This is a genomic window from Agrobacterium sp. M50-1 (assembly GCF_049843495.1).
Lineage (GTDB): Bacteria > Pseudomonadota > Alphaproteobacteria > Rhizobiales > Rhizobiaceae > Agrobacterium > Agrobacterium radiobacter.
This window is the reverse complement of sequence record NZ_JBBHZH010000004.1, coordinates 253,870-274,174: the sequence shown is the minus strand read 5'-3', so window position 1 is coordinate 274,174 and position 20,305 is coordinate 253,870. Positions and strand designations below refer to the sequence as shown.

The following is a 20,305-nucleotide window of genomic DNA, read 5'->3' as shown; positions in this document are numbered from 1 at the left end:
ACGGTAGAAAAGTTTCAAGGCGGCATATGGAGCTGGCAGATGCGCCTTGCCGCCTTCTCCCCTGTGGGGAGAAGGTGCGGCAGCGGGTTGAGTGGCGAGGGAATACAAGCCCCGCCGACCCGTCGTTACGATCAGCGGCTGGCCTTGCGGCGCTGGCCGAGACCCATTTCCTTGGCGAGCCGCGAACGGGCTTCGGCATAGGCGGGCGCAACCATCGGATAATCGACCGGCAGGTCCCATTTTTCGCGATATTCTTCCGGCGTCATGCTGTGATGCGTCGTAAGATGCCGCTTGAGCGACTTGAACGAGCCGCCGCATTCCAAACAGACGATATGATCGTCCTGAACCGACTTGCGGACCGAGACGGCAGGCTTCTGCTTTTCGACATTGACCGCCACCGATGCCGGTGCCGATGTTCCGCTGAGTGCCGTGTGAACATCCGAAATAAGGCCGGGAAGCTCAGTTACCGGAACGACGTGGTTGCTAACATAGGCAGCCACAATATCCGCAGTCAGTTCGACCAGCAGATCCTGGGCGTTACCGTATGCAGTTTCCGTCATTTAAGTATCTCCTGTTTATTAATCCCCTGAAGCGGGCGAACGCCGCATCGAGCGATGTGAAGTTACCCGGTGCCCCACCTTCGCCTTGTTGAAACCAACATGAAACCTACCCCTAGATTTCGAGCGAAAACCGGAAACGAATTGGTCCGAGATTCAACTTATGGCCCGCGACATGGGCAGCAATGGTCCGACGGGCCATAGATTAGACATTAATAAAATGCCTATGCCGACTATGAAGAGGCTAGATGCAAATCGCGATTAGCAACTTTACACTTAATTTGGATAACAGCAAAACAGCAAAAGTCAAATTCCTAGTGTCAATTTTTCAGTTCAAAACAGTCTAATTGGAATACAAAAAATTACGGGTAATAAAATACTATGCCTAGTAGTAATTGAAAATGAATACCCCCACTTATTAGGGGGATTTTCAACTTCAAATTTTCTTGATGTCATCAACTACCGATTTAACGGCAAGTGGATAACCTGCCTTGTGAGCGGCCATGGCAAGAAGATGTGCAGAGACTGGCGCGGTGAGGACAAAAAAGAAAAAGCCGGCCAGAGCCCGCGCCAGCGTCGGGATTTCCATGGAATGAATGCCGACCGCGAGAAGCAGCAGGCCGGAACCCACCGTTCCCGCCTTGGATGCCGCATGCATGCGGGTATAGACATCTGGCAGTCTATTGAGCCCGATTGCCGCGATCAGCGAGAAAACGGCGCCTGAGATCGTCAGCGCTGCAACGAGAATAGCCACGATCCACGCCATCATCGCCTGCCCTTTCCTTTTCTGCCGCCGGTACGTGTTTGCGTTGTTTTTTCAATGGCTTCAGATGCCCTCTCGCCATCGAGAACCGCCGTCGGCCTGCGGCCATCCGGGCCGCGCGACAGCACGAAGCGGGCAAAGGCCACCGTTGCCAGAAAACCGACCAGACCGAGCGCAATGGCAATATCGACGTAAAGATTGAAACCGGTGCGGATGGCGATAACAGCGATAAAGCCGATCGCGATACCCACCAGCATGTCGAGCGCGACGATGCGGTCCGGCAAGGTGGGGCCGACGACGACGCGATATACTGTCAGCAAAAAAGCGGCCGACAGAACAACCGATGCAAGTATAGTTGCAAATGAAACTGTTTGTTCTGGCGTCATATCTGAAACGCCTCCATGATCTTTCTTTCAAAGCCGTTCCGGATGTCGTTTTTCGTGGCTTCGATATCGCTGCAGTCAATCGCGTGCACGTAAAGCGTTTTCCTGTCCGCGGAAACATCGACCGACAGCGTGCCGGGGGTGAGCGTGATGAGGTTGGCAAGCAGCGTGATCTCGAAATCCGTCGTCACCGTCAGCGGATAGGCGAAAATCCCGGGCTGCACGTCGAGCTTGGGCCGCGTCACCAGCACGGCGACCTTCCAGGCCGAAAGCGCCAGCTCCTTGAAGAACAGCAGCGCCAGCGACGCCACGCGGGTAAGCCGCAGCCAGTGGTTACGCCCGCCCGGAAGCTGGTGGCGGATAAGACCGAGCGCCAGTGTCGAAACGATCAGGGCGAAGATGATGTTCGGCAGGGTGACGCTGCCGGTCACGGCGAGCCATACGGCAACGAACAGCACTTGCACGAGATAGAGGCTCATGGTTTGCCTCCTTCGGAAAAGACCGACTGGATATAGGCCTGCGGATTACCGAGGCCTGCGGCCGCCTGCTGGCTGAGATTGAGCAGGCTTTCCGGAAACAGGCCGAAGAATACCACGAGCAAGGTCAACCCCACCAGTGGCGCGAAAGAAGGAGATGCAGCCGGTGACGCCTGCGGGAAGGAAGGCTGACCGGGGGATGCCGCAGCGGGACGCCAGAAACACAGAAGGAAGATACGCCCGAAAGCGATGGTGGCGATGAAGCCGGATGCGAGGATGGCGCCGGCGAGCCACCAGGCGCCGATATCGATCGCGGACTTGACCAGAACCGCCTTCGGCCAGAAGCCGGAAAAGGGCGGCAGGCCGGAACCGGCGAAAAACAGGGCGAGCGCCAGCGCCGAAAACCATGGGGCCTGCCGGTAAAGCCCCCTGAGATCGATGAGGCTGAAGCTGCCGCCGAGACGGGCGGCATGGCCTGCGGCAAGATAAAGCGCCGTCATCAGCACCATGGAATGCAGCGCGTAGAAGATTGCGCCTGTGACACCGGAGGGCGTGCCGATGGCGATGCCGGCCATCATGTAGCCGATGCCCGATATGACGATGTAACCGAGCATGCGGCGGATATCGTTCTGGGCGAGCGCGCCCATGGCGCCCAGCACCATGGTGAGCGCCGCCGAGATGGCGATGACGATGCTGAGCTCTTCCCGCTCGACGGGAAACAGCATAACCATGACGCGCAGCAGCGAATAGATGCCGACCTTGGTGAGCAACCCGCCAAAAAGCGCGGAAACGACGATGCGCGGCGTGTGATAGGAGGCCGGCAGCCAGAAATTCACCGGGAAGGCCGCGGCCTTCATGGCGAAGGCGAGCGTAAAGAGGCTAGCAAGCGTCATCAGCGGCGCGGTCTCCCGCAGCGCCGTCGCCTTCTGGGCGATATCGGCCATGTTGAGCGTGCCGAAGATGGCATAGAGATACCCGACCGTGATCAAAAACAGCGTCGTGCCGATGAGGTTCAGAATGGCGTATTTCAGCGCGCCGTCGATCTGCTCGCGCGTCGAACCGAGCACGATCAGGCCGAAGGACGAGATCAGCAGCACTTCGAACCAGACATAGAGGTTGAAAATGTCGCCGGTCAGGAACGCGCCGGTGACGCCGGCCATCAGGAGCAGCAGGAAGGGATAAAAACCGTAGCGCCTGCCGCTCGCGTCGATATCCGCGCCGGCATGGATGGCGCCCGCCAGTGCGACGATGGCGGCGGCAAGCGACAGCAACGCCCCCGTCAGGTCGGCGGTAAAGGCGATGCCGAAGGGCGGCAGCCAGCGGCCCATCACCATGGTGAACGGGCCTTCAGTGGCGACCTTCCATAAAAGTGCTGCATCGAGCAGCACCAGCAGGAAAAGCGCCACGATGGCGACGGTCGCATGATGGCGGATGGCGTGGCGCATCATCATCAGCACCGCGCCAGCGCCGATGCAGAGCGCGATGGGGAGAATGATCAGCCAGTCGGACAGCGGCACGGGTGCCGTAACGAGCGCTGCCGAGAGGTCAGTGACTGCTGTTGTGGTGGAGGATGCCATGTTGTCTCAGCCTCGCCGCTCAATAACCGAGCGGCGGCAAGGGCTCGCCTGCGGGTTCTGCGGTGCGCATTTCGTCCGTGTCATCGGTCTGCAGTTCCTGAAACGCACGCCAGGTCAGCACCAGAAGGAAACAGAAGAAGGAAAAGGAAATGACGATTGCCGTGAGGATGAGCGCCTGCGGCAGCGGATTGGCCGCACCCGCGGGCAGCGTGTCCATGCCGGGCGGAATGATCGGCGGCACTTCGCGCGTCAGCCGGCCTGCCGTGAACAGCAGAAGGTTCACCGCGTTGCCGAGAATGGCGATGCCGAGCAGCATGCGGATGCTGTGACGCGACAGCATGAGATAGATCGCCACCGAAAAGAAGATGCCGACGAGAATGGAGAAGACCGCTTCCATCAGTCGCTTTCCCTTTCTTCCAGCGCCAGTGCAATGGAGGTGATGGCGCCGACCACGACGAGATAGACACCGATATCGAAGGACATGACGGTGGAGAGCGGTATTTCGACACCGAACAGGCTCGGATAGACCCAGAGCCCGGTCATGAACGGCACACCGGCGGCGATGGAAACGAGGCCGGAGAGCATCGCCATCAGCAGCCCCGCACCGGCGATCGACAGCGGATGAAACATGATGGCGCGCCTGACCGCTGTGACGCCATAAGCGATGCCATAGATCGCCAGCGCCGAGACGGCGATCAGACCGCCGATGAAACCGCCCCCCGGCTCGTTATGGCCACGCAGCAGCACGAAGATGGAAAACAGCACCATGAGGCTGGTGACGACAGGGGTGACGGTGCGCAGAATGAGCGTGTTCATGCCCGCGCTCCTTTCTTCTTCGCGGTTTTGGCCGGCCCCTTGCGTGCGGCGGCCGGACGGATGCGGATCAGCGCGAGGATGGCAAGACCCGTTATCATCACGACAGCGATTTCACCGAGCGTATCCGTGCCGCGGAAGTCAACGATGATGACGTTGACCACATTGGCGCCGTGGGCGATGACCTTGGAATAGGTGTTGTAGAAGTCCGTCAGGCGGTTGTCGAAACTCGCCTGCGTCGCGCGCATCAGGAACAGGGCAAAGCCGGTGCCGCAGGCAATGGCGATGGTGCTGTCGAGAAGCTTCTGGCCAAGGCCGCGATGGTCTGACGGTGACAGGCGAAGCCGCGTCATCACCAGCGTCAGAATGACCACCGACAGCGTTTCGACCATGAACTGCGTGAACGACAGATCGGGCGCGCCGAAGAGCAGGAAGATGACCGCCACCGCAAAACCCTGAATGCCGAGCGCGATGATGGCGGTGAGCCGGCTGGAAGCCGTGAGCACCGCAAGGAGACCCGCCACCGCAATGACGATGAAGGTCAGCTCATGGATCTGCATATCGTGCGGCCATGCCGGCATGGCGGGAAGTTCGCCATAAAGGAACAGCGGCACAAGCAGCACCGCGGCGATGACGGCGAATGTGGCGGTGACGTAGAATTCCAGCCTGCCCGGCTGGATGATCCGGGTGATGTGGAACGAGACCTTCACCAGCATTTCGATGAAGACGTCAAAGCCCCTGTCCGGCCCGGCCCCCAGCGCCTTGAAGGTGCGGTCGATCAGCCCGCGGACAGCGGAAAGCTGCGTATAAAGGACGATACCGAGCGCCATGGTGAGCAGCGACAGGCCGAGCGGTACGCCGATATGCGGAATGAGCGAGATTTCCACCGGGCGCGCCTCGCCCGCGACCGCGCTTGCCATCGGCGTCGAAATGTAGAAATGCGCCATGCCGGAAAAGAGAGCGATCGTCAGCCCCTTCAGAGCCAGCAGCGCCGGGCCGAGCCAGAGCAGCAGCGGGCCTTCATGCGCGTGTTTCGGGGTTTTCACCGGCTTGCCGAGGAATGGTTTCAGCCCCACCGCAAAGGCGACGGCGAACATCAGCCCATTGCCGAGGATGGCGATGCCGGTGAACAGCACGGCGCGCGGATTGCCATGCGCCAGCGCATAATAAATCTCTTCCTTGGCGAGAAAACCGAAGAAGGGCGGCAGGCCGGCCATGGAAATCGCAGCCGCCAGCGCTGCCGCAAAGGTGATGGGCATGGCTTTTCGCAGGCCGCCGAGCTTCGTCACGTCGCGGGTGCCGGTCTCATGGTCGATGATGCCGGCGACCATGAAGAGCGCGCCCTTGAACAGCGAATGTGCCACCAGATAAAGCACCGCCGCCTCGATGGCATGGTCAGAGCCAAAGCCCGTCAGCATGACCAGCAGGCCGAGTGACGACACCGTCGTATAGGCAAGCATCAGCTTGAGATCGGTCTGGCGCACGGCGAGCAGCGCGCCGGTGAGCATGGTCAGCCCACCGAAGAAGGGCAGCAGGATCTGCCAGGCGGCGGTATCGCCAAGCACCGGATTAAGGCGCATCAGCAGATAGACGCCGGCCTTCACCATGGTTGCCGAATGCAGATAGGCGGAGACTGGCGTTGGGGCTTCCATGGCGTTGGGTAGCCAGAAATGGAAGGGAAACTGCGCCGATTTGGTGAAGGCGCCGCCGAGAACCAGGAGCATCGCGGCCAGATAAAACGGGCTGTCACGCAATACATCGCCGCCGCGCACCAGCATCGACAGTTGCGTGATGCCGCTGATATCCCAGATGAAGATCAGCCCGGCGAGCAGCAGGAGACCGCCGCCGCCCGTCACCACCAGCGCCTGCAGCGCGGCGCGTCGCGAGGCTGCGCGCTCATGGTCGAAACCGATCAGCAGGAAGGAGGTGATGGAGGTGAGTTCCCAGAAGACGAACAGCATCAGCAGGCTGTCGGAAACCACAACGCCGAGCATCGCTCCCATGAACAAGAGCAGGAAGGACAGGAAACGGCCCTGCTGCGGATGGCCTTTCATATAACCGCCCGCATAAAGCACGATCAGCAGCCCGATACCGGTGATGAGCAGCGCAAAGGTGAGCGACAGGCCGTCGATGAACCAGGAGAAGCTGAGATTGAAGCTCGGCACCCAGGCATAACCGCCGGTCACCACGCCGCCTGCCGCGATCTCGGGCAGCATCAGCGCAAAATGCACGAAGGCAAGAGCCGGCGCGATCGCCAGAACCCATGCCGCATTGTGACCGAACCTTTTCACCAGCGTCGGCGCGGCAAGCGCTGCCAGAAACGGCAGAAACAGCGACAGGAATGTCAGCGGCGTGACATCTGATGGCATTCACATCTCCCGGGATGTCCCCCATCCCTGCGCGCCAATGAATGGCGTTCTTCTTTCAAATCGGCTTTTCAGTTAATGCATAGACACAGGCATCTCAACCCAAATCGGTACTCCCGGCCCATAACGAACGCGTTATGACGCCCATCCCCTTTTAATCCGCCTCAGTGATGATTATTTGAGGCGGGAACAGAAAGGATCATTCCATGAGCGATCTGATATCCCCCAAAGTGACCAAGACCGATGCCGAGTGGCGTGAGCAGCTGACGCCGGAGCAATATCGCATCCTGCGCGAACACGGCACCGAGCGCGCCTTCACCGGTCCCTACTGGGATACATTCCAGAAAGGCCTCTATCGCTGTGCGGCCTGTGACGAGCCGCTGTTCCTCTCCGACACGAAATTCGATGCCGGCTGCGGCTGGCCGAGCTATTTCGAACCAGTAAAGCCGGGCGCCGTGACGGAACATCGCGACGCGAGCCACGGCATGGTGCGCACGGAAATCCGCTGCGCCAATTGCGGCGGCCACCTCGGCCACGTCTTCCCGGACGGCCCGCCGCCCACCGGCCTGCGTTATTGCATCAACGGCCATTCGATGGTGTTCGAGCCGGTCTGATTGGGCAATGGGTAACGCCTATACGGCATGCGACGTCGGTTTGCGGACGTCCACCCCAAGCACTCAGCGTCATCCTCGGGCTTGTCCCGAGGATCTGCAACCGATTGATTTAATTCGACGTGGTTAGATCCTTGGGACAAGCCCAAGGATGACGGAGGAGAGGTTGGACGTCCCGCGCCGGGCCACTTTATCTAGGCAACCCGCCCGGGAACTAGTTCAGCTTCAGCTCCATGCAGGTCAAATCCAGCCAGCGGCCGAACTTGGTGCCCACTTCCGAAAACCGGCCGACGACCCTGAAGCCGAGGCTTTCATGCAAGCGGATGGAGGCGATGTTTTCCGATTCGATTGCGGCGATCAGCACATGCACGTCATTGCCCGACGCATGGTCGATCAGCGCCTGCATCAGCTTTTTGCCGAGACCGTGGCCGCGCGCATCCTTATGCACATAGACAGAATGTTCGCGTGTATGGCGATATCCGTCGAAAGCGCGCCAGTCGCCATAGGAGGCGTAGCCTGCGACCTTGCCGTCGAGGATTGCGACGATGACGGGAAAGCCGCGCGACTTGCGGGCGGCGAACCATTCCTTGCGGTTCTCCAGATCGACCAGCACGTCATTCCAGATCGCCGTCGTATTCAGCACCGCGTCGTTATAAATCTCCATGATGCCGGAGAGATCGTCCACCGTCGCATCGCGCAGTTCCACCGTCATTTTATCCTTCGCCCCTGTCGTTTCAGAAAGCGTCATTGCCTGACGCGATCCCCACGAGCCTTAAGCGATGAGGCGGCGCAATGTCCAGCGCCTCGCTCGCCCCCTCGAAAACGTAGGCTTCAGGAGGCCAGCGGAACGAGGCTGAACGAGGTGACCACGGCGAAATAGTGAACCGCGGCGGCGGAAACCACGAAACCGTGCCAGATGGCGTTCTGGAACCGGAGCTTTTCCCAGACATGGAAGATGACGCCAAGCGAATAGATGACGCCGCCGGCAACGATGAGCCAGAGCGTGACCGGCGAAAGATGTGTCGACAGCGGCTCGACCACCATGACGCCGCTCCAGCCCATGGCGAGATAAAGGCCGATGGCGACCCGGTCGTAACGGCCGGGAAACAGGCATTTGAGCAGGATGCCGCAGAGTGCTGCAAGCCAGATCAACCCCAGCATGACGGCAATCAGGGGATCTTGGATACCGCGCATCAGAAAAGGCGTATAGGTGGCGGCGATGAGGATGAAGATCGCCGAATGGTCCAGCCGGCGCAGGAACCATTTTACCCTGGAATGCGGCCAGATATTATAGGTGAAAGACACGGAAAGACAGGCGACAAGGCCGAGACCGTAAATCCACGCGGCGGCGATCGCGCTGAGGCTGCCCCAGACCATCGCGTAAAAGATCAGCGCCGTCGCGCCTATAAGCGCAAACACGATGCCGACCCCATGGACGATGCCATCGGCGACAATCTCGTGAAAATCATACTGGCGCCCGAACCGCCACATCTCGCTCATGATCCATTCCCGTCTGCGTGCTTTCATCAAAGCATGGGGCCAATATTAGACAGGAACAAGACAGCGGCCGGTTAACGGCAATCAAATTGCGTTCGAGGCTGTTGCGAAAAGAGAGGTGCGGGTTGCCCTGCGGCCAGAGCAATCGCCTGTGGAACGGACGGATACCGCTTGTTTCTTCTCCCCGCCGGGGGGAAGTCCGCGGCAGCGGGATGAGGGGTAAGGGTAGATGTGTTCGGAGAGCTTGCCCCCTCATCCGGCCCTTCGGGCCACCTTCTCCCCGGCGGGGAGAAGAAACCCAGTCACGCTTTCCGCTGCCCTCACAACGCCGCAGCGCATTCCTGGCAAAACGGCGTGTAAGGCACCGCCTTCAGCCGATCTTCCGAAATCTTCTTGCCGCATTTGACGCAGGTGCCGAAGGCGCCGCTCGCGATGCGGTCGAGCGCCGCGTCGATGGCGCGCAGCTCGTCCTGCCCCACCTGCCCCAGCTCGTCCAGCACCTCGTCATTGCTGCGTTCGCTGGCGCGATCGTCGTCATCGGGATTGCGAGGCTCTTCGAAATCGGCCTCGATCTTGTGCAGGCGGCGATAAAGCTCGCGCTGGCGGTCACGCAGGATTTTCTCGTAAGTTTCGACATTCATGGTCTTTTCCTCCAGCCGGCACGGGCGGAAAACCCGCCCGCAACCCAAAAAACGTCAGCTTTTACCGGTCAACCAGCACCGAGCATTTGGCATGGCGCACCACGCGGTCGGCGGTGGCGCCGATGAAATAATTGCTGAAGTCAGGCGTGTGCGACGCGATGATGATGAGATCGGCCTTGTGTTCCTCGGCGGCGGCGATGATCTCGCGCGCGGGTGCGCCGCTTCTGATTTCCTGGCTGCCCTTGAAACCGGCCCGGGTCTTGAGGTCCGAAAGCTTGGTCTTGGCGTCCTTGATGGCGTTTTCGATCAGGTCGACCGGCAGGTCGATCGCCATATAGCCCGGCAGTTCCTCGACAACGTTGATGAGAACGATCTCGCCGTCCGGATCCAGCAGCGCTTTTGCCTTTTCGAGAATCTTTTCCCCCTTGTCGGTGGCGCTGAGGTCTACCGGTACGATGATCTTCTTGTACATGGCTGTCTCCTTTGGCTTGATCCGCCGTTTAGCGTGTCGGGCTAGGCTTATATTTCCCCGCCCGCACAGCCTTCACCTTGATCGAAGTCAAAGCCGGAGCCGGAACCGAACGGGGCATTGTCAACGAATAGTGGACGGTCAATCGCCAGACGATGATCTTTGCTGAACGACGAAACCAGCCCATATTCGCCTTCGACAAACGCCGCAAAGCGGCGTCGGCCGATAGTTTCGGCGACCGATCCGCCCCAAGGCGCTTCGGATTCAATATGGAGATCATGATGAGTGAAATCAAACAATTCGCCCTGACGCGGCCGGCCTATGTCGGCCAGGCGCATCTCGTCGTTCACGATCTGCCGCGCGTTTCGGATTTCTACCAGAAGATCATCGGTCTTTCCGTTCTTGAAAAGAACCCTAGCGGCGAAGTGCTTGGTATCGGCGGCCAGCCGCTTCTGACACTTTCCACCTCCAGCACGGCGGAACGCGCTCCGCGCAATGCCGCGGGCCTGTTCCACACGGCCTTCCTGATGCCGAGCCGGAACGACCTGGCCCATTGGCTGGCGCATGCCGCCCATAACAATATCCAGTTTCAGGGCGCATCCGACCATCTGGTGAGCGAGGCGATCTATCTCGCCGACCCGGAAGGCAACGGCATCGAGGTCTATCGCGACCGTTCGCCGGATGAATGGAACTACCAGCCTGATGGCACGGTTGAGATGGCCACACTCGGCCTCAACCTTCAGGCGCTTTATGACAGCGCACCGAAGACCGCATTCACCGGTGCTGCCGATGGCGCCGCCATCGGCCATATCCATCTGCAGGTCGGCAATATTCCGCAGGCGGATGAGTTTTATCAGGATGTGCTGGGGCTGAAGATCATGGCGCGGTATCCGGGTGCGAGTTTCTTCGGCTCCGGGGCCTATCACCACCATGTGGCCGCCAATATCTGGAACAGCCGCGGCGCTGCGGCCCGCAAGGACAATATGACGGGACTTTCCGGCTATTCGCTGAAATTCAACGAGCAGGCCGCGCTCGATACGGCGGTTGCCGCACTCGACCGGCTGGAAATCGCCACCGAAAGGCAAAGCGACGGCATCGTCCTCAGAGATCCCTGGGGCATTGGGCTAAAGCTTTCCGCATAAAGCAAAAAGCGGCGGCAGAAATTTCTGCCGCCCCGGAACCGCCACATTTTTCGAACGTTTGTCACCTTATTGGGGGACCGTTCGATGAATGAAAATGCCAGGCCGGAGAAGACCGGCAGCTTGGCCAGCACCGGGGCACACGCCGGCGCTACCGCCGGAACCATTCCGGCGACAAGAGCGGACCCGCTGGAAGTACCCGCTTCCGGCCAACGCCGCGACGATGCGCGCAGCCAGCAGCCGCTTGGCCGCGAAGCGCTGGATGTGGTCGTCGCCTGGTCGGTGATCGGCATTTTCCTCATCATGCTGATGGCGGTCATCCACGAGTTGTCGCTCATCCTCATTCCGGTGGTGATGGCCATCGTGGTCGGCATGATCCTTGGCATCGCCGCTGAAAAACTTGGCTCCTACGGCATTCCCGGTTTCGGCGTTGCGCTTATCCTGTCAAGCCTCGTGGCGGCGGTGATGTTTTTCGTCATCAATTCGCTGACCGAGCCGCTCTCGCTCCTGGCTTCCGAAGGACCGGCGCTGATTGAACGCAGCATCGATCGTTTCCTGCCCTATCTGCAAAGCCTGCGATGGCTGAATATTTCGGCGGCCAGTTTCAGCATGGGATCGATGTCGATGGAATCGCTGATTTCACGCAGCGGCGAGATCATCTCCGTGCTCGGCTCCAACATCACCCCCGCGGTCATTCAGGGCCTGATCTTCCTCGCCGCCCTACTGATGTTTCTCTATAGCCGGCTGCGGCTGCGCAAGGCGATCATCATGGCCTTTCCGGCCCGCCACCAGCGGCTTCGCACCATCCGCATCATCGGTTCGGTGGAAGAGGTGCTCGGCACCTATTTCGCCACGGCGGCGCTGATCTATGCGGGGCTTGGGGTGACGATGGTGGTCATCGCCTATTTGGGCGGGCTGGCCATGCCGCTGCTCTGGGGGCTGTTTGCCTTCCTCTCCAGCTTCGTGCCGTTTCTCGGCATCACCGCCATGACGATTTCGCTGACGGTGGCGGGCATCATCACCCATGACAACATCGTTCTGGCGCTTCTGCCGGCGGCGATCTTCTTCACCATTCACCTGCTGATGGAAAACCTTGCTTTTCCGGCGGTCGTTGGCCGCAACATGGAAATAAACCCCTTCCTCGTCTTCGTGATGATCATCTTCTGGACGTGGATGTGGGGGGCGGCCGGCGCCATGCTCGCCCTGCCGCTGTCGCTGATCGTGATGACAGTGACGCGGGAACTCTTCCCCTCGCGCCGGGTTGTGCCCAACCTGCCGGATTGACCGGCGGTTTTCCGGCGGGAAGTGCGAAGCGCCCCCGGGTTTGAGCTGTAAGGAGATTGTCCTTTGACGGGGGCGTGTGGCGTTTACCCCCCTCTGCCCTGCCGGGCATCTCCCCCTCAAGGGGGGAGATCGGCAGGAGGCGCTACCGCCATTTCATTCTCAACGTTGAGATAGGCGAAACCTCGCCGCAGATCGATCTCCCCCCTTGAGGGGGAGATGCCCGGCAGGGCAGAGGGGGGTAAACCCCACGCGCCGACCGTCAATCGACAACCTCCTGAAAACCAGCAGCCAGGCCGCTCAGGAAGCGAGCGGCATGCCCTGGCGGTTCGCCATGCGGCGCTCGTGCTCGATCAGCCATTTCTTGCGCCACAGCCCGCCGCCATAACCGGTCAGGCTGCCATCCGCGCCCAGCACACGGTGGCACGGCACGACGATGGCGATCTGGTTCGCGCCGTTGGCGCGGGCGACCGCACGCACGGCGGACGGTCTTTCCATCGTGGTTGCAAGCGAGGAATAGCTGACGATCTCACCCGGCGGGATTTCCCGCAGGTTGCGCCAGACATCGCGCTCGAAGGGCGTGCCGTGGCCGGCAAGCCGGGTCTCGAAGGCGGCCGAATGCCCGGCGAAATAGGCCTTGAGTTCCGCTTCAATCTGGCTGGTTACGGCCGTCCGGCCGAGCACCATATCTGCGCCGGTGCGGGTTTTCAGCCGCTTCAGCTCGGCGGGAAGCGCCGGCCGGTCGGCAAATTCGAGGAGATGCAGGGCATGATCGTCGGCGACGACGAGCATCGGGCCGATCGGCGTATCGATCCAGTCGCCCTTCAGGAACCCCTTGCCCTTCATGGCCGTGGGTGAAGCGCCGAAGAACTGGTTGATGGCGGCGCGGAAACCGCTGCCGGAATCGTAACCGGCATCGATCTGCGCACCGATCACCGCTTCGCCGGAAGCAATGCTCTCCGCCGCATCGCCCAGCCGGCGCAATCTCGCAATTTCCAGAAAACTCATGCCGAAACGTCGCTTGAAAGTGCGGCGCACGGTGGAAGGATCATGGCCGAGCGCCACCACATCCTCCTCGCACCAGCGCCGCGCCGGTTCGTTTTCCAGCGCCGTCAGCAGCGAGGTGACGGTCTCATCGGCGGAGCCATAGGACAGCATCGGCTTGCAGCGCTTGCAGGGACGGAAACCGGCTTCCAGACATTCGGCGATGGTCTCGCGGAACCGGCAGTTCTCGATCTTCGGTTTGCGCGCCGTGCAGGTGAAACGGCAGAAGATCTTCGTTGAGGTCACGCAGACATAGGCCACGCCCTCATAGGCGGGGTCCTTGTTCACAAGGGCTGAATACAGGGTTTCGGTGTCGGGGCGTTTGAACAGCATCATGAGAAGGATGCTAGCGCAATTTTTTTGCCCGCGCCGCCGAAAAACGGGCGTTGATGTGGGGGAGGTTGTCGGCTCGTTTCGTCCGCGCCGTTTGAAGGCCAAGCCGGTGCGGCATATTTCTTCTCCCCGCAAGGGAGAAGGTGGCGCGCAGCGCCGGATGAGGAGGCGACGGCGGAGAGATGCGGGGAGCTTACCCCCTCATCTGCCCTTCGGGCATCTTCTCCCCGGCGGGGAGAAGAAACGGGCGGCGACCTTGCGGATCAATTCCCCGGCGGCGCGAAGGACGGGTCGTCCAGCCTTGTGAAAATCACACCGCGCGCCTTCAGCGCCAGAAGGCCTTTCACCACACCCTCGCCCGCTTCATGGGTGGGCTGGTTGATGTGGGAGATGATGACATCCCCATCCTTGGCGGAAGCGATGTGTTTCGCCGTCGTGGCCGCACCCAGCAGCGAGCCGCCATCGCCATTGACGGAATAACCCGCCACCCGCATGCCAAGCCGGTTGATGGTGGCCATGGACGAGCCTGTGTATTTCGCCGTCGCACCCCGGAACCATTGCGGCTGGATGCCGGTGGCGGCGACGATCGCCTGACGGCCGCCCTCCACTTCCTGCTCGACAGCCGCTTGCGAACCCGCAGCTGCGATGCCGTAGATGGAAACCGGCTTATCCACCGCCGGCACATGGTTTTCGCCGTGATTTTCGATCTCGAACAGATCCGGATGCGCCATGAGCGTGGCCAGCGCCTCGCTGTTATGTTTCAGCCAGCGGGCGGTGACGAAGATCGTCGCGGGAATGCGCTCGCGCACGAGCGTATCGAGGATGCGGTGGTCGGTCTTGCCCATGCAGGCATCCAGCGTCATCGCCACCCGCACCCGGCCGTCATGCTGCGGCGTCATTTTCAGCGTCGGCTCGACAAGCCCCGTTCCCGCGAAAGCGGCTGAAGAGGCGGAGAGAAACAGGGCGGCAATGAAGAGACGACGCAGCATTTTATGTTCCGGAGTGTGAAGAGGTGGCAATCCGCCTGCAAAGCGCCCGAATTATGGCGCGGTTTCCAGCACGGACAGGGCTTCCAGCGCCTCTTCCACCCGCTGGCGCTCCGCGCTGGTCAGCGGCAGGATCGGCCGCGGCGGTTCACTCACCGTCAGCGACAGGATATTGGCGGCAGCGTAAACAACCCGGATGCTGCCGAATTCCCTGAACAGCGCCCAAAGCGGCTGGAAGGCCGCATCGATCCTCTTCGTCTCTTCCGCATTGCCGGTCTCAGCCGCCCGCATCAGCCGCAGGGCCGCAACCGGCAGCAGGCCGGCAACCACGCTGTACCAGGTGTCGCCGCCGGCAAGCGTCGCTTCGGCGCAGCCCCAGTCGCCGCTGTAACCGATGGCGAAATCTTGCCCCAGCTTGGGCCTTAACCGCGCAAGTTCGCCGGCATAATCGGAATCGGCCGGCAGCGGCATCTTGATGGCGCGGATATTCGGGATATAGGCAAGCCGCACCAGAAGCTCGTCGCTGAAGGCAAAGCGGGTCGTGGTGGGATTGTTGTAGATGGCGAGCGGCAGGGCCGTCGCACCGGCGACGGCGGCGAAATGGTGATAGGCCTCTTCCTGCGTCAGCGGCGTATAGGAGACGGGCGCCAGCAGCAAAGCATCGGCGCCGGCGGCCTCCGCATCCTTCGCCAGCGCCACGGCTTCATCGGTGCGCAAGGCGCCGACACCCGCCATCAATATGCGCCTGCCCTTGAGGATGGCGGCCGCGGCCTCGATGGCGCGGCGTCTCTCTTGTCGCGTGAGATACATGTAGATGCCGGTGCTGCCGAGAACGCCGACGGAATCGACCGCCGCCGCATCCAGCCGCTCGATCAGGGCAGAGAAAGCTCCAACATCGACCCGCCCCGCCTCGTCGGCCGGCGTGATCGGAAAAGCCGAAAGTCCCTTGAATCGTGTCGCCATGTCTATGCCCCTCACTTCGATCGGAAGTCAGGGTTACAGAGCCGGCCGCACGGCCGCAACAAAAGCGGCGGCTAAAGGCTGGCCTGAAATCGAAAAATTCCGTGCTCAGTCATAAAGATACAACTTCTTCCACTGCTCTTCGGGAATTTTATCGCCCACACGGTAGTCAAAGGACTGGATGCTGAGGCTGTCGCTCTTCAGCTGGCACTTATATTTGAGCTTGTACCATTCACCCGCACTCCTGAAGACCGCACCCGGCGCCTTGATGGAGTTCTTCCCCACTTCCGGGTCGCCGAACGTATAGGCGATGACCTTGTCCGGCCGCATGCCCTTCTGTTCCGTCGCTATCCTCTCCATCGCCTCTATATCGCAGCGCTGTTCCAGGCGCTCTTCGGGGGCCAGCGCATTCAGCTGCCGCATGACGCTGGCATCGATCGCGAAAGCGGGGGTGAAGGCCTGCAGGCTGAGGAAAAAGGCAGAGAGGGCAGCGGGAAGAAGCTTTCGCATGGGGTCCTGTCAGTTTTTTCGTTTGTTCTTGTCGATTGCGGCAGGCCGGACGGCCGACGCGCATCATCGCCGATTTGCCGGATATTGCCAAAATGTGATCGAAAGCTGACGAAATTGTGCCCGAGCCGCATTCCGCCTGTGGAGATTTGAAACTTGATCGGCCGCAAGCCGCACTCTACATCTTGGTGCCGCCCAGGAATTTTTACAGGAAAGCGAGTTTCCCTTGCCGATTTTCAAGAACCTGCCCGCCCAACCGACCGCCGAAAAACGGCCCGTTCAGGACACGCACCACGGCATTACCCGCACCGACGACTATGCATGGTTCCGGGCCGATAACTGGCAGGCCATGTTCAAGGACCCCACCCTGCTCGACCCGGCCATCCGCGCCCATCTGGAGGCGGAAAACGCCTATATGGAAGCGGCCATGGGCGACACCAAGGCGCTTCAGGAAAAGCTGTTCGAGGAGATGAAGGGCCGCATCAAGCAGGACGATTCCTCCGTTCCCGTTAATGACGGGCCTTACGCCTATGGCACGCTGTTCGTGACCGGCGGCGAGCAGCCGCATTATTTCCGCACCCCGCGTGACGGCGGCGAAAAACATGTGCTGCTTGATGGTGACAGGGAAGCGGAAGGCAAGGATTATTTCCGTCTTGCCGGTCTCGACCAGTCCTCCGATCACAGTCACGGCATCTGGGGTTATGACGACAAGGGTTCGGAATATTTCACCCTGCGCATCCGCAATCTCGAAACCGGCGAAGACCTTGCCGATATCGTGGAGAACACCGGCGGCGGCGGCGCTTGGGCGCCCGATGGCAAGAGCTTCTTTTATACGCTGCAGGACGAGAACCACCGCCCCTCGAAAGTCTTCCACCACATCATCGGCGAGCCGCAATCGGCCGACCGGCTGGTCTATGAGGAAAAGGATCCCGGCTTCTTCATGGGCGTCGGCGCGTCGGTTCTCGACGATTTCATCTTCATCGACATTCACGACCATGAGACCAGCGAATATCGCATCCTCTCAACGAAAAACCTGACGGCCGAGCCCGCTATCGTGGCGGAGCGCGAAGAGGGTATCGAATATTCGATGTGCGAAGGCGGTGATGTCTTCTTCATCCTCACCAATGACGGCGACGCCAAGGATTTCCGCATCGTGGAAGCGCCGGTCTCCGCACCTGGCAAGGAAAACTGGAAAGAAGTCGTGCCGCATGAGCCGGGCCGCCTGATCCTCTCCGTCGACGCCTATGCCCGCCATCTAATCTGGCTGGAACGCCGTGACGGCCTGCCGCGCATCGTCATCCGCGACCGACGCACCGGCGAGGAACATTCCATCGCCTTTGCCGAAGAGGCCTATTCGCTCGGCCTGCATGGCGCGGCGGAATACGACACGGATGTCATCCGTTTCTCCTACTCCTCGATGACGACGCCAAGCCAGCTGTTCGATTACGACATGGTCACGCGCGATCGCACGCTTCTGAAGACGCAGGAAGTACCATCAGGCCATAATCCCGATGATTACATCACCCGCCGCATCATGGCGCCTGCGCATGACGGCGAACTGGTGCCGGTCTCCCTGCTCTATCGCAAGGATGTGGCGCTCGACGGTTCCGCCCCTTGCCTGCTTTATGGCTACGGCGCTTACGGCATCACCATTCCCGCCTCCTTCTCCACCACAACGCTGTCGCTCGCCGACCGTGGTTTCATCTATGCCATCGCCCATATCCGCGGCGGCAAGGACAAGGGTTTCGAGTGGTACGAAACCGGCAAGATGGAAGCCAAACAGAACACTTTCAAGGATTTCATCGCCGCTGCCGATCATCTGGTTCAGGAAGGTTTCACCTCCTATGAGGGCATCATCGCCGAAGGCGGTTCGGCCGGCGGCATGCTGATGGGGGCTGTCGCCAATATGGCGCCGGAGAAATTCGCCGGCATCATCGCCGCCGTTCCCTTCGTGGACGTGCTGACGACCATGCTCGATGACACACTGCCCCTGACCCCGCCGGAATGGCCGGAATGGGGCAATCCGCTGGAATCGGCGGAGGAATACGGCTGGATCGCCGCCTACAGCCCCTATGACAATGTCGGCGCCAAGGCCTATCCGCCGATCCTCGCGCTTTCCGGCCTTACCGATCCGCGCGTGACCTATTGGGAGCCGACCAAATGGGTGGCGAAGCTGCGCGAAAGGACAACGGGAGAAGCGCCCATCCTGCTGAAAACCAACATGGCGGCGGGCCATGGCGGCAAATCGGGCCGTTTCCAGCGGCTTGAAGAAATCGCCTTCGAATACGCCTTCGCCCTGAAGGTGGCCGGCAAGGACGCCGTGTGACGGCCTGACATTGAAACGGGCGGCGATTCCGTCGCCGCCCGACCCTATGAAAGATAAAAATACCTACAAAAATCATCTTTTCGAACATTTATTCCAGAAAATATCGATTGCATCTTTTATTTAAATTTCACTTGTCTAAACATTGGATTTTTATTTCTAGTTATTGCAACTAAAAATATATCCAACTTAAATCATAATAAATCTCATGTATTATTCGAATTAGAGAAATGTTCCAAAAATCGAATGCATGGCTGCGATGCGCCATTTCGCGTTGCAATATCACTTTTTGGCCGTATTATGCCGGTCGTTGACATATTCATGCGCCTTTTCGCCGCTTTTCCTGCGGCAATGCCGCAGCGTGTTCTGCGGATATTCTTCTCGCCGTAATTTTTCGGCTTTTTCAACGCGCCATGTCAGTTCGCCCTTGGCAATCCGGGCTTTGCAGTGCTCCCGCTTTGCCAACTGAAAACACTGCATCAGACTTGGAGGTCTCCTATGAAGAAACTCCTGGCCTCGACCATTCTCGTAACGGGCTTTACCATCGCTGCCGGTGCAGCACATTCCGCCAATGCCGCCGATAGCTGCGGCAGCATCACCATCGCCGAAATGAACTGGGCATCCGCGGGTGTCGCGGCTTACGTCGACAAGTTCATCATGGAAAATGGCTATGACTGCACGGTCAATGTCGTCACCGGCGACACCATGCCGACTTTCGCTTCCATGAACGAAAAGGGCCAGCCGGACATGGCGCCCGAATTGTGGGTCAATGCCGTGCGCGAGCCGCTCGACGCCGCCGTCAAGGACGGCCGCATGATCGAAGCGTCGAAAATCCTCAGCGAAGGCGGCATCGAAGGCTGGTGGATTCCGAAATTCATCGCCGATGCACACCCCGACATCAAGACCGTCGAGGATGCGCTGAAACATCCCGAACTCTTCCCCGCCCCGGAAGACGCTAGCAAGGGCGCCGTGCATAATTGCCCGTCCGGCTGGAACTGCCAGGTAACGACCACCAATCTCTACAAGGCGCGCGAGGGCGACAAGAAGGGCTTCACGCTGGTCGACACGGGTTCGGCCGCCGGCCTCGACGGTTCCATCGCCAACGCGTTTGAAAAGAAGCAGGGCTGGCTCGGCTATTATTGGTCGCCCACCGCCATTCTCGGCAAATACGAAATGGTGAAGCTGGACGACGGCGTCGAACTGGACCGCGCCCATTTCGACGAATGCACGGCCAAGGTCGATTGCGCCGATCCCAAGGTTAACGCCTATCCCGTGGCCGATGTCTTTACGGTCATCACCAAGGACTTCGAAGGCAAGGCCGGGGTGACGATGGATTACATCAAGGCCCGCAACTGGGACAACAAGACAGTCGCCGAAATCCTCGCCTGGATGGATGAGAACCAGGGCACCAACGAGGATGGCGCGGAATATTTCCTCGAGAACCATGAGGACATCTGGACGAAGTGGGTTCCGGCCGAGGTGGCGGAGAAGATCAAGGCTTCGATGTGATTGGTTGATGGGGGAGTCGGCGCAAGCCGCTTACCCCCCTCTGCCCTGCCGGGCATCTCCCCCTCAAGGG

General features: G+C 60.2%; 22 protein-coding genes. 5 read left to right on the top strand and 17 right to left on the bottom strand.

The genetic code is table 11. The features are described from left to right. Positions 1–131 precede the first annotated feature (131 nt). The 8 genes from ros to WDZ78_RS11755 all read right to left on the bottom strand — a co-directional run bounded on the left by ros (position 132) and on the right by WDZ78_RS11755 (position 6,938). A complete protein-coding gene (gene ros, locus WDZ78_RS11790; protein WP_003509257.1) occupies positions 132–560 on the bottom strand; it encodes a MucR family transcriptional regulator Ros in 429 nt (142 codons plus the stop codon). 433 nt (positions 561–993) lie between these two features. Then, on the bottom strand, positions 994–1,326 hold the full coding sequence (gene mnhG / locus WDZ78_RS11785) for a monovalent cation/H(+) antiporter subunit G (protein WP_026363497.1): 333 nt from the start codon (positions 1,324–1,326) through the stop codon (positions 994–996). Then, positions 1,323–1,706: a cation:proton antiporter gene (locus WDZ78_RS11780; protein WP_020009660.1), complete on the bottom strand. Its 384-nt coding sequence runs from the start codon at positions 1,704–1,706 to the stop codon at positions 1,323–1,325. The genes mnhG and WDZ78_RS11780 overlap by 4 nt, the downstream gene beginning before the upstream one ends. After that, positions 1,703–2,182, bottom strand: coding sequence for a Na+/H+ antiporter subunit E (locus tag WDZ78_RS11775; RefSeq protein WP_020009659.1), 480 nt, complete (start codon positions 2,180–2,182; stop codon positions 1,703–1,705). The genes WDZ78_RS11780 and WDZ78_RS11775 overlap by 4 nt, the downstream gene beginning before the upstream one ends. Then, the gene (locus tag WDZ78_RS11770) at positions 2,179–3,756 is read right to left on the bottom strand and encodes a Na+/H+ antiporter subunit D (protein ID WP_425673108.1); all 1,578 of its coding nucleotides are present in this window, start codon (positions 3,754–3,756) and stop codon (positions 2,179–2,181) included. Before WDZ78_RS11770 ends, WDZ78_RS11775 begins: the two co-directional genes overlap by 4 nt. Before the next feature lie 19 nt (positions 3,757–3,775). Beyond that, complete coding sequence (locus WDZ78_RS11765) at positions 3,776–4,153, bottom strand: Na+/H+ antiporter subunit C (protein ID WP_003509263.1); 378 nt, start codon at positions 4,151–4,153, stop codon at positions 3,776–3,778. Then, positions 4,153–4,572, bottom strand: a complete 420-nt coding sequence (locus WDZ78_RS11760; RefSeq protein WP_020009657.1) for a Na+/H+ antiporter subunit B — start codon at positions 4,570–4,572, stop codon at positions 4,153–4,155. The genes WDZ78_RS11765 and WDZ78_RS11760 overlap by 1 nt, the downstream gene beginning before the upstream one ends. Then, a complete protein-coding gene (locus tag WDZ78_RS11755; RefSeq protein ID WP_425673107.1) occupies positions 4,569–6,938 on the bottom strand; it encodes a putative monovalent cation/H+ antiporter subunit A in 2,370 nt (789 codons plus the stop codon). The genes WDZ78_RS11760 and WDZ78_RS11755 overlap by 4 nt, the downstream gene beginning before the upstream one ends. Positions 6,939–7,141: 203 nt before the next feature. Between WDZ78_RS11755 and msrB the strand changes: the two genes are divergently transcribed. After that, positions 7,142–7,549 carry a peptide-methionine (R)-S-oxide reductase MsrB gene (msrB, locus tag WDZ78_RS11750; protein ID WP_020009655.1) on the top strand — a complete coding sequence of 136 codons (408 nt, stop codon included), beginning with the start codon at positions 7,142–7,144 and terminating at the stop codon, positions 7,547–7,549. 211 nt (positions 7,550–7,760) lie between these two features. On the opposite strand, the gene WDZ78_RS11745 is transcribed toward msrB, so the two are convergent. The 5 genes from WDZ78_RS11745 to WDZ78_RS11725 form a co-directional block, all read right to left on the bottom strand. After that, positions 7,761–8,258: a GNAT family N-acetyltransferase gene (locus tag WDZ78_RS11745; RefSeq protein ID WP_425673280.1), complete on the bottom strand. Its 498-nt coding sequence runs from the start codon at positions 8,256–8,258 to the stop codon at positions 7,761–7,763. Positions 8,259–8,377: 119 nt separating this feature from the next. Then, positions 8,378–9,046 carry a PAQR family membrane homeostasis protein TrhA gene (gene trhA / locus WDZ78_RS11740; RefSeq protein ID WP_026363495.1) on the bottom strand — a complete coding sequence of 223 codons (669 nt, stop codon included), beginning with the start codon at positions 9,044–9,046 and terminating at the stop codon, positions 8,378–8,380. Between the two features lie 317 nt (positions 9,047–9,363). Then, positions 9,364–9,684, bottom strand: coding sequence for a TraR/DksA family transcriptional regulator (locus WDZ78_RS11735; protein ID WP_020009652.1), 321 nt, complete (start codon positions 9,682–9,684; stop codon positions 9,364–9,366). Between the two features lie 61 nt (positions 9,685–9,745). After that, on the bottom strand, positions 9,746–10,156 hold the full coding sequence (locus WDZ78_RS11730; protein ID WP_003509277.1) for a universal stress protein: 411 nt from the start codon (positions 10,154–10,156) through the stop codon (positions 9,746–9,748). A 47-nt stretch (positions 10,157–10,203) separates the two neighbouring features. Beyond that, positions 10,204–10,452: a hypothetical protein gene (locus tag WDZ78_RS11725; RefSeq protein WP_425673106.1), complete on the bottom strand. Its 249-nt coding sequence runs from the start codon at positions 10,450–10,452 to the stop codon at positions 10,204–10,206. Between WDZ78_RS11725 and WDZ78_RS11720 the strand changes: the two genes are divergently transcribed. Both WDZ78_RS11720 and WDZ78_RS11715 read left to right on the top strand, forming a co-directional pair. Then, positions 10,435–11,295 carry a VOC family protein gene (locus WDZ78_RS11720; RefSeq protein ID WP_425673105.1) on the top strand — a complete coding sequence of 287 codons (861 nt, stop codon included), beginning with the start codon at positions 10,435–10,437 and terminating at the stop codon, positions 11,293–11,295. The two genes, WDZ78_RS11725 and WDZ78_RS11720, sit on opposite strands and share 18 nt — an antisense overlap. A gap of 84 nt (positions 11,296–11,379) precedes the next feature. After that, entirely contained in the window at positions 11,380–12,576 is a 1,197-nt protein-coding gene (locus WDZ78_RS11715; protein WP_020009649.1) for an AI-2E family transporter, read from the top strand. A gap of 297 nt (positions 12,577–12,873) precedes the next feature. Here WDZ78_RS11715 and WDZ78_RS11710 read toward each other — a convergent pair whose 3' ends face one another. The 4 genes from WDZ78_RS11710 to WDZ78_RS11695 form a co-directional block, all read right to left on the bottom strand. After that, positions 12,874–13,953, bottom strand: a complete 1,080-nt coding sequence (locus WDZ78_RS11710; RefSeq protein ID WP_425673104.1) for a bifunctional transcriptional activator/DNA repair enzyme AdaA — start codon at positions 13,951–13,953, stop codon at positions 12,874–12,876. Between the two features lie 260 nt (positions 13,954–14,213). Next, on the bottom strand, positions 14,214–14,939 hold the full coding sequence (locus tag WDZ78_RS11705; RefSeq protein ID WP_425673103.1) for a polysaccharide deacetylase family protein: 726 nt from the start codon (positions 14,937–14,939) through the stop codon (positions 14,214–14,216). Positions 14,940–14,990: 51 nt separating this feature from the next. Beyond that, entirely contained in the window at positions 14,991–15,899 is a 909-nt protein-coding gene (locus WDZ78_RS11700) for a dihydrodipicolinate synthase family protein (protein WP_020009646.1), read from the bottom strand. A gap of 105 nt (positions 15,900–16,004) precedes the next feature. Beyond that, on the bottom strand, positions 16,005–16,406 hold the full coding sequence (locus WDZ78_RS11695) for a DUF930 domain-containing protein (RefSeq protein WP_003509289.1): 402 nt from the start codon (positions 16,404–16,406) through the stop codon (positions 16,005–16,007). Between the two features lie 223 nt (positions 16,407–16,629). On the opposite strand from WDZ78_RS11695, the gene WDZ78_RS11690 reads away from it, so the two are divergent. Then, complete coding sequence (locus WDZ78_RS11690) at positions 16,630–18,729, top strand: S9 family peptidase (protein WP_425673102.1); 2,100 nt, start codon at positions 16,630–16,632, stop codon at positions 18,727–18,729. A 495-nt stretch (positions 18,730–19,224) separates the two neighbouring features. After that, positions 19,225–20,235: an ABC transporter substrate-binding protein gene (locus WDZ78_RS11685; protein ID WP_020009643.1), complete on the top strand. Its 1,011-nt coding sequence runs from the start codon at positions 19,225–19,227 to the stop codon at positions 20,233–20,235. Positions 20,236–20,305 lie beyond the last annotated feature (70 nt).